This is a genomic window from Streptomyces sp. NPDC020742 (assembly GCF_040641675.1).
In the GTDB taxonomy this organism is placed as follows: domain Bacteria; phylum Actinomycetota; class Actinomycetes; order Streptomycetales; family Streptomycetaceae; genus Streptomyces.
This window is the reverse complement of record NZ_JBFAEA010000052.1, coordinates 1-10,380: the sequence shown is the minus strand read 5'-3', so window position 1 is coordinate 10,380 and position 10,380 is coordinate 1. Positions and strand designations below refer to the sequence as shown.

The following is a 10,380-nucleotide window of genomic DNA, read 5'->3' as shown; positions in this document are numbered from 1 at the left end:
ACTCGTGGTGAGTGGTGTTCAGACGTGTGCTCTCCCGAACCCCCCCGGGGCCGGCCCGCCGCGGACCACGGCGGGCCCTACAGCACCTTCGACAGGAACGACTTGGTTCGCTCGTGCTGGGGGTTGGTGAGCACCTCGCGGGGGTGGCCGGACTCGACGACCACGCCGTCGTCCATGAAGACCAGCGAGTCGCCCACCTCGCGGGCGAAGCCCATCTCGTGCGTGACCACGACCATCGTCATGCCGTCCGCGGCCAGGTCCTTCATGACGTCCAGGACGTCACCGACCAGCTCCGGGTCGAGCGCCGAGGTCGGCTCGTCGAAGAGCATCAGCTTGGGCTCCATCGCCAGCGCACGGGCGATGGCGACGCGCTGCTGCTGGCCGCCGGAGAGCTGCGAGGGGTAGTTCCCGGCCTTGTCGGCGAGGCCGACGCGGTCCAGGAGCTTGGCAGCGCGCTCGCGGGCGGCGGCCTTGGACTCGCCCTTGACCTGGATCGGTGCCTCCATGACGTTCTCGATCGCGGTCATGTGCGGGAAGAGGTTGAAGCGCTGGAAGACCATGCCGATGTCCCGGCGGCGGGCGGCGACCTCCCGGTCGCGCAGCTCGTAGAGCTTGCCCTTGTGCTCCCGGTAGCCGACCAGTTCGCCGTCGACCGAGAGCCGCCCGGCGTTGATCTTCTCCAGGTGGTTGATACAGCGCAGGAACGTCGACTTGCCGGAGCCGGACGGGCCGATCAGGCAGAACACCTCCCGGGGCGCGACCTCCAGGTCGATGCCCTTGAGGATGTGCGCCGCGCCGAAGGACTTGTGCACGCCCTCGGCCAGGACCATGGGGCCGCCGCTGGTGCCCGCGGCCGTGCTCGTCGAGGTCTTGGTGGTCATGCCGCACCTCCGGCGGAGCGGTTGAAGCCGCCGGACAGCTGCGCCCGGGCGCGCTGGAGCGGGGTGGGCGGGAGCTGGCGGCTGGACCCGCGGGCGTAGTAGCGCTCCAGGTAGTACTGGCCGATGCTCAGCACCGTGGTGGCGATCAGGTACCAGGCGGCGGCGAGGATCAGCATCTCGACCACCACACCGGAGTCCCGGCCGACGTTCTGTGCGGCCTGCAGCAGGTCGTAGTACTGCACGGCGATCACCAGCGAGGAGGTCTTCAGCATGTTGATGACCTCGTTGCCGGTCGGCGGCACGATCACCCGCATCGCCTGCGGCACGATGATCCGGCGCAGCGTCTTGCCGTGGCTCATGCCCAGCGCGTGCGCCGCCTCGGTCTGGCCCTCGTCGACCGCGTTCAGGCCGGCCCGGCAGATCTCCGCCATGTACGCCGCCTCGTTGAGGCCGAGCCCCAGCAGCGCGCACAGGAACGGGGTCATGAAGTCCGACCACTCGTCCTTGTAGATCGGCATGATGTCGATGTACTGGAAGACCAGGCCGAGGTTGAACCACAGGAACAGCTGGACGTAGACCGGCGTACCGCGGAAGAACCAGACGTAGAACCACGCCACGGTGGAGGTCACCGGGTTCTTGGACTGGCGCATCACGGCGAGGATCACGCCGAGGACGATGCCGATGGCCATCGACAGCACGGTGATCAGCAGGGTGTTGCGCAGGCCCTTGAGGATGTCCGCGTTGAACATGTACTGGGGAATGGCGCCCCAGTTGACGTTCCCGGAGGCGAAGGCCCGGCCGAGCAGGGCGATCAGCCCGACGACGACGATCGCGGCCACCCAGCGGCCGTAATGGCGGACCGGGATGGCTTTGATGGACTCGGGCTGGGGCGGCGGAGCGTCAGCCGGCGGCTGGGCCGGCTTGTCGACGTCAACTGACACGGATGTTGCCTTTCAGCATTCGGCGGGATGGCCGGGGGACGGGACGGCTACCGACGGCTCAGCTACCGCCGTTGAGCTGCACTTCCTTGACCGCCGCGTCCTTGACGTCCCACTTGTCCAGGACCTTGGCGTACGAGCCGTTCTTGATCGTGAGTTCCACGGCGGCCTTGAGCGCGTCGCGCAGCTTCTCCTGGCCCTTGGGGACCGCGATGCCGTACGGGGCCGCCTTGAGCGGTGCGCCGCCGACCATCTGGAAGTCCTTACCGCCCCCGGAGACCTTCACCGCGTACGCCGCGACCGGGTAGTCGCTGGAGACGGCGTCCACACCGCCGGTACGCAGCCGGGTCTGGGCCTCGGAGTCGTTGTCGAAGGCCTCGATGGAGAACGGCTGCTCACCGTTCTTCTCACAGGCCTTGGACTTGTCCTTGGCCAGGTCGTGCGAGACCGTGCCGCGCTGCACCGCGATCTTCTTGCCGCACAGCGTCTCCCAGCCGTCGATGCCCTTGGTCTTGCCCTTCTGGGTGTAGAGCGAGACACCGACGTTGAGGTAGTCGACGAAGTCGACGCCCTGGCCGATCTTCTTGCCGGTGTTGCTGTCGATGCCCTGTTGGCGCTCCTTGGTGTCGGTCATGGCCGACATCGCGATGTCGTAGCGCTTGGACTTCAGCCCGCCCATGAGGGTGTCGAAGGTGGCGTTGTTGAAGTTGAGCTTGATCCCCAGCGCCTTGCTCATCGCCGCGGCGAGGTCGGGGTCGATGCCCACGACCTGCCCGTTGGAGCGGAACTCCACCGGCTTGTACGTGATGTCCGAGCCGACCTGGAGCAGGGCCTTCTCCTGCACGTCCTTGGGCAGCATCTTGAACAGCGGCGCATGGACGTCGCGGTTCTTCTTCGCCTCACGCCGGGCGATGGCCGCATCCGTCTGGTCGCCGCAGGCGCTGAGCACCATCAGCGAGGCGACGACCGCCGCCGCGGCGGCCACGGCCTTGTGTGACCTGCCGATGGCCGGGCGACGGGTGGTGCGTGCGGTCATGCTGATCCTCCTGCAGATGGAGAAGCCGACGTGACTAGGACGTGACGAAGGGGCCGGGCACACCCCTTCGAGCGTCGCGACCTCGGTTGGTGACGGAATCCTGCCATCGGTGCTCCGGTATTCGGACTGTCGTTCAGGTCAAAATCGGATAACGGACGGAGAAGCTGAGGTGGCGGCCCTGTGGCGCCGGCGGAGCCGTCCATCAGGTGGGACCGTGCGGTGCTGAGGCCTTCGGGCGTCTCGTCATCCGGACAGTGCGGGCAGGCGCTCTTCTGCGGTTTTTGCGCATTTCGCCGCTATTGTCGGCTCTCTGATTCCGAGCGTAATGAATCTGACTCGTCGAGGCCCACGCCCGTCCGGTAGAAAGGTTCGTTACACCCCTCATCCGGGGCTCAGGGCGCGTGTGCGGCGCGCCCGGCGTCCGTTCCTCCCCCCGCACGGCGGCCATCCGCCGAGCAGGGTCCGGACGCGGTGCCCGCCCACCCCTCATCCAGGGAGTGGCCACCCTCAGCAGAAATACGAATAAAAGGGGTAAGACAAGTGGCAGCGGAGATCGTCAATCCTCGCAGCGACAGTGGTACGGGCGCGGACGAAGGGGCGGGCACGGCGCCCGACGGCACCTTCGATCCGGCATTCGCCCTGCATCGGGGCGGCAAGATGGCCGTCCAGGCAACCGTCCCGGTCCGGGACAAGGACGACCTGTCCCTCGCGTACACGCCCGGCGTCGCCCGGGTGTGCAGCGCCATCGCCGAGCAGCCCGAGCTCGTGCACGACTACACCTGGAAGTCCCAGGTCGTGGCCGTGGTCACGGACGGTACGGCGGTGCTGGGCCTGGGCGACATCGGCCCGGAGGCCTCCCTCCCGGTGATGGAGGGCAAGGCCATCCTCTTCAAGCAGTTCGGCGGCGTGGACGCGGTGCCCATCGCGCTGGCCACCACCGACACCGACGAGATCATCGACACCGTGGTCCGGCTCGCCCCGTCCTTCGGCGGCGTCAACCTCGAGGACATCTCGGCGCCCCGGTGCTTCGAGATCGAGCGCCGCCTCCAGGACGCACTGGACATCCCGGTCTTCCACGACGACCAGCACGGCACCGCCGTGGTCACGCTGGCCGCCCTGCGCAACGCCGCCAAGCTCACCGACCGCTCGCTGGGGCAGCTGCGCGCGGTCATCTCCGGTGCCGGCGCGGCCGGTGTCGCCATCGCCAAGATCCTCATCGAGGCGGGCATCGGCGATGTCGCGGTCTGCGACCGCAAGGGCGTGGTCTCCGCCGACCGCGATGACCTCACCGACGTCAAGCGCGAGGTGGCCGGCTTCACCAACAAGGCCCAGCTGACCGGTTCGCTGGAGGACGCCCTGGCGGGCGCCGACGTCTTCATCGGGGTCTCCGGCGGCACGGTGCCCGAGGAGGCGGTGGCGAAGATGGCGAAGGACTCGCTGATCTTCGCGATGGCCAACCCCACCCCGGAGATCCACCCCGACGTCGCGCACAAGTACGCGGCCGTGGTCGCCACCGGGCGCAGCGACTTCCCCAACCAGATCAACAACGTGCTGGCCTTCCCGGGCATCTTCGCCGGTGCCCTCCAGGTGCGGGCCTCGCGGATCACCGAGGGCATGAAGCTGGCCGCCGCCGAGGCGCTGGCCGCCGTCGTCGCCGACGAGCTCAGCGCCGACCGGGTCATCCCCTCGCCGTTCGACGAGCGGGTCGCCCCGGCCGTCACCGCCGCCGTCGCGGCCGCCGCCCGCGCCGAGGGCGTGGCGCGCCGCTGACCGCAGGCATCTGCCGCCGGGCCGGGCCCGCACCCGATGGGGGTGCGGGCCCGGCCCGTTGGGGCCACGGCGCGGTGCGCGTCACACCCCTGCCTGGTACCGCAGCGACCGGCCGCGGCCTACGTTGGGATCATGTTTGCTGCCTACGCCGCCCGCATCGACCGTGACCAGCCGCTGAACGGCCTGGAACTCGGGGAGCGCCCGGCCCCTGACGTACGCCCCGGCTGGACGACCGTCAACGTCAAGGCCGCCTCCCTCAACCACCACGACCTGTGGACGCTGCGCGGGGTCGGGATCACCGAGGACGCGCTGCCGATGATCCTCGGCTGTGACGCCGCCGGCATCGACGCGGACGGCAACGAGGTCGTCCTGCACTCCGTCATCGGCCAGACCGGCCACGGCGTGGGTCCCAAGGAGAAGCCCTCCATCCTCACCGAGCACTACCAGGGCAGCTTCGCCGAACAGGTCACCGTCCCGGCCTGGAACGTGCTGCCCAAGCCCAAGGAGCTCTCCTTCGAGGAGGCCGCCTGTCTGCCGACCGCGTGGCTGACCGCGTACCGGATGCTGTTCACCAACGCGGAGGTCCGGCCCGGCGACAGCGTGCTGGTGCAGGGCGCGGGCGGCGGGGTGGCCACCGCCGCCATCGTGCTGGGTGCCGCCGCGGGGCTGCGGGTCTTCGCCACCAGCCGGGACGAGGCCAAGCGCAAGCGGGCCCTGGAGCTGGGCGCGGAGGCGGTGTTCGCCTCCGGGGAGCGCCTGCCGCAGCGGGTGGACGCGGTGATCGAGACCGTCGGCGCCGCGACCTGGTCGCACTCGGTGAAGTCCCTCAAGCCCGGCGGCCGGCTGGTGATCTCCGGTGCCACCAGCGGCTTCACGCCCAAGAGCGGGGAGCTCAACCGCATCTTCTTCCTGGAGCTGCGGATCGTCGGGTCGACGATGGGCAGCAAGGAGGAGCTGGCCGGGCTGCTCAGCTTCTGCGCCGCCAAGGGCATCCGGCCGGTCATCGACTCCACGCTGCCGCTGGACCGGGCGCGCGAGGGCTTCGCGAAGATGGCCGAGGGCGACCTGTTCGGCAAGATCGTGCTGACCGTGTGACGGGCCGTCAGCATCCGCCAAAGAGCGGAGGGGTGCGGACCCTGCGCGCGGCGGACCGGACCGCCGCGCCCTGGAGCAACGGCGGCGGGGTGACCCGGGAGGTCGCCGCCCACCCGCCGGGCGCCGGCTGGGACGGCTTCGCCTGGCGGGTCAGCCTGGCCGACGTCACCCGCGACGGGCCGTACTCCCCGCTGCCCGGCGTCCGGCGGATCCTCACCGTTGCCGACGGCGGCGGTCTGGAGCTGACGGTGGACGGCGCCGTCCACCATCTCCCTGACCGCTTTCGCCCGTTCGCCTTCCCCGGCGCCGCCGCCACCGACTGCCGGCTGCTGGCCGGTCCGGTCGTCAACCTCAATGTGATGCTCCGCGACGGGCGGGCGGAGGCGGCCGTGGAGATGGTGCGGGGGAGCCGGGCGCTGCCGCCGGCCGGCGGCACGGACGCCGTGCTGGTGGTCGCCCTCCAGGGGGCGGCCCGGCTCATGCCGGCCGGTGGCGGTCCGCCGGTGCGGCTGGCGCGGTTCGACGCGGCGCTGCTGACCGGCCCGCAGCCGGCGGCGGCCGCGCTGCGGACCGAGGGCACCGCGGCGGTGATCGCCCTCTCCACTGCCGTCGGCTGACTCCGCGTTCGGTGTGCCCCGAAATTCGGTCGAGAGCCGACCGGCGCCGCACCTATCGTGGCGCGGTCGGCGGCCACGGGGGCCGCTGCACCGACCCGCGGAAAAGAGCATCAGGTGTCGCAGCACGGAGGGGTTGACGAGGGCTACGGCCCCGTCGCCGACGCATTCGCCCGGAACTTCTCCGAGCAGGGGGAACTCGGCGCCGCCGTCACGGTGTTCGTGGGCGGTAGGCCGGTGGTGGACCTGTGGGGCGGCATCGCCGACCGCCGTACCGGACGCCCGTGGCAGCGAGACACCGTCGTTCCGGTGATGTCCTGCGCCAAGGCCGTACTGACCGTCTGCGCCCATCTGCTCGTCCAGCAGGGGACGTTGGACCTGGATGCCCCGTTGGCCGACCACTGGCCGGAGTTCGCCCGGCACGGCAAGGAGCGGATCACCACCCGGATGGTGCTGGCGCACACCGCCGGCATCCCGCTCGCCGAACAGCAGCTCACCTTCGAGGAGGTGACCGCCTGGACGCCGGTGATCCGCGCCCTGGAGGAGCAGCGTCCGCTGTGGGAGCCCGGCACCGCTTACGAGTACCACGCGCACGCCTTCGGCTTCCTCGTCGGCGAGGTGATCCGGCGGCTCACCGGCTTGACGCCCGGCGCGTACTTCCGCACGGCCGTCGCCGACGAGCTGGGGCTGCGCACCTGGATCGGGCTGCCCGAGGAGGAGTTGCCCGGCCTGGCCCGCCTCGCCGAGGGAGAAGGGCGGCCGACCCTGCCGGACGCCTCCTCGCTGCCCATGCGGGCGCTGACCATGAACGGCGTGCTGCCCTTCCCGGGCCTGGACGATCCGCACGGCTACAACGCCCCCGCCCTGCTGACCGCCGAACTCCCCGGCGCCGGCGCGGTCTCGTCGGCGCGCGGGCTGGCGACGCTGTTCGCGGCGGTGGCCACCGGCGTGCACGGCGGGCCGCGGCTGCTCTCGGAGGAGACCGTCACCGACGCGGTCCGACCGCAGTCCGGGGGCGCCTCCTGGTCGGGGCTGCCGGACTTCGGCGCCCGTTACGGGGCCGGCTTCCTCCTCGACTCGCCGTTCCGCCGGCTGCTCGGCCCGCGCTCCTTCGCCAACAGCGGAGCGGGCGGCCAGTTCGCCTTCGGCGACGATGCGTTCGGGGTGGGCTTCGCCTACACCGCCAACCTCATGGGCGGCAGCGGCGACCAGCGGGTCGAGCGGCTGATCGGGGCGCTGCGGGAGTGCCTCCCGGGGTGACGCCGCGGCCGGGGCGGACCGTTCGGGCGTCCGCCCCCGGCTGCCGGGTCGGACGTCCTACGCCGCCCCGTCCCCGTCCCCGTGCGGCGGGTACTCCTCCGGACGCCGCAGCAGCGCACCGATGTGGGCGGCGGCGGTGGACAGCCGGCGGCGGGACTCCCTGAGCTGCTCGGCGGTGACCCCGTGATCGCGGGCCGCATCCCGCAGGTCGTCGCGGAAGCGGTCCAGCAGCCGGTCGAAGTCACGGGCCGGATCGCCGCTGGACGGCTCCTGGGCCCACTCCGGGGCGGGCGGCGCGGCCGGCGCGGAGGCCTCCCCGGTCGGGCCGTCGCGCTCGACCGTCGCCCGTGCCGTGCCCGGCGCTCCGCCGTCACCGGCCGGGGCGGAGTCCGCCCGCCCGCCGGCGCCCTCTCCGGACCGGCCGCCGGTGAAGCGGCCGACCTCGCGGGAGACCTCGGCCAGCGCCTCGCGCACCGCACCGGACCAGTCGCCGGTCCGTACCGCCCCCTGCGCCTGCTCCTGGACCCGCCGCAGGACCTGCTGGACCTCCTCGCGGGCGTGCACCTGGGCGTCCCGGGCCTGCCTACGGGCCCGCTGGGCGTCCTGCCGGGCCCGCCGGCTCTCCTCCTTGGCCCGGCGCGCCTGCTCCTTCCACTCCTCCTTGGCGCGGCGGAGCTCCTCCTTCGCCTGCCGCCAGGACTCCTTGTCGCCGAACGCGCCGTCGAGGTGGTCCGCGTCCTCCGGGTACGTCCGGCCCGCGTCCCCGTTCGCGGTGGTCCGCCGCCGTCCGCCGTTCCCGTCGTCCCGGGCCTGCCGGGTGGCCTCCCGGACCTCGCGGCGCAGATCGCGCGCCGAACCGCTCACGTCCTCCCGGATGTCGGAGGCGAGGGAGGCGACCGACTCACGGATCTCCAGCTCCAGCTCGGCCAGTTCCCCGCCGCGGTCGGCGAGTTCGGCCCGGCCGGCGTCGGTGATCGAGTAGACCTTGCGGCCACCCTCGGTCGCATGGGTCACCAGCCCCTCGGCCTCCAGCTTGGCTAGCCGGGGGTAGACCGTGCCGGCGGAGGGGGCGTACAGGCCCTGGAAGCGCTCCTCCAGGAGGCGGATGATCTCGTAGCCGTGTCGTGGCGCCTCGTCCAGCAGCTTGAGGAGGTACAGGCGCAGACGGCCGTGGGCGAAGACGGGGGGCATGCTCAGAGCACCTTCTTCCCGGCGGGCGGAGCGGTGGGGGAGTCCTGGCGCGGGCCGGGGGCCGGGCCGTCCCCGTCCTCATGGGTGGGGCGGCGCAGCAGCGCCAGACTGCCGGAGACGGTGGTGGCCTTGAGGGTGCCGTTGCCCGCGCCCAGCGAGCCGGTGATCTTCTTCGCGCCCCACACGCCGCTGACCCGCAGCTCGTCGAAGGCGTTGGCGACCGTGCCGGTGGCGGTGTCGGCCTCGACCCGGGCGTCGGCCGGGTCGGGCAGCCGGATGGCGATCTCCCCGGAGACCGTGGTCAGACTGATGTCGGCGCCCTGGGCGAGGTCCAGGTCGAGCACCATGCCGCCGCTGACGGACTCGGCGCGCACCCCGCCGCCCGCGCCGTCGATGACCGTCAGGTCGCCCGAGACGGAGTTGAACCGCAGATCCCCGGTGAGCGCCTGTGCCTCGACGTCGCCCGTGACCGTGTCGGCCTGCACCGGGCCGGACAGCCCGACCAGCGTGCTGTGGCCGGAGACCCCGCGGACGTCGGTGCGCCCGGAAATGCCGGAGACCACCGCGCCCGCGCCGACCACACCGACCTCGACCCGGGTGGTGGCCGGCACCGTCACCGAGATCACCGCGCTGCGGTTCCAGCCCCGGCGGTCCAGGAACTTCAAAAAGCCCCGCCAGGGAAGGTCCTCGTACGCGACGGAGAGCACCCCGTCGCGGCACGAGACGATCAGCGGGGGGCCGTGCAGCTCACCGACCTCCAGGCGGGCCGGGCCGTCGTCGGAGGTGCCGACGACATTGACCGTGCCGCCGTAGACCCGCACGTGCAGCGCGTCGAAGGGCTCGGCGATCTCCAGTGTGCGTGGTCCGGTCACCTGGACGGGCTTCTGCGACCACTCGGTCCCGGCTGACATGGCTGGCCTCCCCTGGATAGCCGTGCAACGCAACATATCGCGTCCTTGGTGGACACGATATATCGCGGATAGCGGAAGTCAAGCGGCTCCGGCCCGGACCGGACCCCGGTTCACCAGTGGTGCACCCTTAGGGGACCGTCCGCCTGACGCCTGACGCCTGACGCCTGACGCCTGACGCCCGGCGCCCGGCGCCCGGCGCCCGGCGCTCGTCAGCGGCCGGGCCGCCGCTGTCACTCCTCGTCGTCCTCGTCGTCCAGCCGCGCCAGCCAGGTCGCCAGCCGCTCCACCGGTACCTCGAAGTCCGGGTTCAGATCGACGAACGTACGCAGCTGATCGGCCACCCACCCGAGGGTGACCTCCTCCTCGCCGCGCCGGTTCTCCAGCTCCTCGATGCCACGGTCCGTGAAATACAACGCGCTCTCCACCAGGGGTTCAGGGGACATTCCAGGCCAGGATAGGCAGCGCCACCGCCCCCGGTCGCCGCGGCCTTACCCCCTCCGCCCCTCCCGGCACGCCGAAGGGCCCGCCCCCGCGGCGGTTTCTAGGGGTCGTCGCAACACGTGGTCGTGTTGATCAGGCCGCGAGCAGCTTATGCAGGCGCTCGGCTGGGGTTTCCCAGCCGAGCGTTTTGCGTGGGCGTCGGTTGAGCTGGTCGGCGACGGTGGCCAGGTGCTCGGGGTCGTG

The 10,380-nt window shown here is 71.7% G+C and carries 10 protein-coding genes; 4 read left to right on the top strand and 6 right to left on the bottom strand.

Translation table 11 applies throughout. From position 1 onward, the window contains the following. Nucleotides 1-77 precede the first annotated feature (77 nt). The 3 genes from AB0G84_RS36085 to AB0G84_RS36075 are packed head-to-tail and all read right to left on the bottom strand — an operon-like array spanning nucleotide 78 to nucleotide 2,855. Nucleotides 78-830, bottom strand: a complete 753-nt coding sequence (locus AB0G84_RS36085; protein ID WP_361330916.1) for an amino acid ABC transporter ATP-binding protein — start codon at nucleotides 828-830, stop codon at nucleotides 78-80. 47 nt (nucleotides 831-877) lie between these two features. Continuing rightward, on the bottom strand, nucleotides 878-1,822 hold the full coding sequence (locus AB0G84_RS36080) for an amino acid ABC transporter permease (RefSeq protein WP_361330913.1): 945 nt from the start codon (nucleotides 1,820-1,822) through the stop codon (nucleotides 878-880). A 58-nt stretch (nucleotides 1,823-1,880) separates the two neighbouring features. Continuing rightward, the gene (locus AB0G84_RS36075) at nucleotides 1,881-2,855 is read right to left on the bottom strand and encodes an ABC transporter substrate-binding protein (protein ID WP_361330910.1); all 975 of its coding nucleotides are present in this window, start codon (nucleotides 2,853-2,855) and stop codon (nucleotides 1,881-1,883) included. Between the two features lie 540 nt (nucleotides 2,856-3,395). On the opposite strand from AB0G84_RS36075, the gene AB0G84_RS36070 reads away from it, so the two are divergent. From AB0G84_RS36070 to AB0G84_RS36055, 4 genes are all read left to right on the top strand, one after another. Continuing rightward, a complete protein-coding gene (locus tag AB0G84_RS36070; protein WP_361330907.1) occupies nucleotides 3,396-4,625 on the top strand; it encodes an NADP-dependent malic enzyme in 1,230 nt (409 codons plus the stop codon). A 132-nt stretch (nucleotides 4,626-4,757) separates the two neighbouring features. After that, nucleotides 4,758-5,720 (top strand): zinc-binding dehydrogenase, encoded by a 963-nt coding sequence (locus AB0G84_RS36065; protein WP_361330904.1) that lies wholly within the window; start codon nucleotides 4,758-4,760, stop codon nucleotides 5,718-5,720. A 32-nt stretch (nucleotides 5,721-5,752) separates the two neighbouring features. Beyond that, a complete protein-coding gene (locus AB0G84_RS36060) occupies nucleotides 5,753-6,337 on the top strand; it encodes a HutD family protein (RefSeq protein WP_361330901.1) in 585 nt (194 codons plus the stop codon). Nucleotides 6,338-6,451: 114 nt separating this feature from the next. Continuing rightward, nucleotides 6,452-7,594: a serine hydrolase domain-containing protein gene (locus AB0G84_RS36055; protein ID WP_361330897.1), complete on the top strand. Its 1,143-nt coding sequence runs from the start codon at nucleotides 6,452-6,454 to the stop codon at nucleotides 7,592-7,594. Nucleotides 7,595-7,651: 57 nt separating this feature from the next. On the opposite strand, the gene AB0G84_RS36050 is transcribed toward AB0G84_RS36055, so the two are convergent. The 3 genes from AB0G84_RS36050 to AB0G84_RS36040 all read right to left on the bottom strand — a co-directional run bounded on the left by AB0G84_RS36050 (nucleotide 7,652) and on the right by AB0G84_RS36040 (nucleotide 10,109). Further along, complete coding sequence (locus AB0G84_RS36050) at nucleotides 7,652-8,785, bottom strand: helix-turn-helix transcriptional regulator (RefSeq protein WP_361330894.1); 1,134 nt, start codon at nucleotides 8,783-8,785, stop codon at nucleotides 7,652-7,654. A 2-nt stretch (nucleotides 8,786-8,787) separates the two neighbouring features. Beyond that, nucleotides 8,788-9,696 (bottom strand): DUF4097 family beta strand repeat-containing protein, encoded by a 909-nt coding sequence (locus tag AB0G84_RS36045; protein WP_361330892.1) that lies wholly within the window; start codon nucleotides 9,694-9,696, stop codon nucleotides 8,788-8,790. A gap of 230 nt (nucleotides 9,697-9,926) precedes the next feature. Continuing rightward, a complete protein-coding gene (locus AB0G84_RS36040; protein ID WP_030065494.1) occupies nucleotides 9,927-10,109 on the bottom strand; it encodes a DUF6104 family protein in 183 nt (60 codons plus the stop codon). Nucleotides 10,110-10,380 lie beyond the last annotated feature (271 nt).

Excerpts from the sequence above, each read along its gene's own strand:
- AB0G84_RS36085 (WP_361330916.1), bottom strand. The coding sequence starts at position 830 with ATGGTCCTGGCCGAGGGCGTGCACAAGTCCTTCGGCGCGGCGCACATC.
- AB0G84_RS36075 (WP_361330910.1), bottom strand. The coding sequence starts at position 2,855 with ATGACCGCACGCACCACCCGTCGCCCGGCCATCGGCAGGTCACACAAG.
- AB0G84_RS36065 (WP_361330904.1), top strand. The coding sequence starts at position 4,758 with ATGTTTGCTGCCTACGCCGCCCGCATCGACCGTGACCAGCCGCTGAAC.
- AB0G84_RS36045 (WP_361330892.1), bottom strand. The coding sequence starts at position 9,696 with ATGTCAGCCGGGACCGAGTGGTCGCAGAAGCCCGTCCAGGTGACCGGA.
- AB0G84_RS36050 (WP_361330894.1), bottom strand. The coding sequence starts at position 8,785 with ATGCCCCCCGTCTTCGCCCACGGCCGTCTGCGCCTGTACCTCCTCAAG.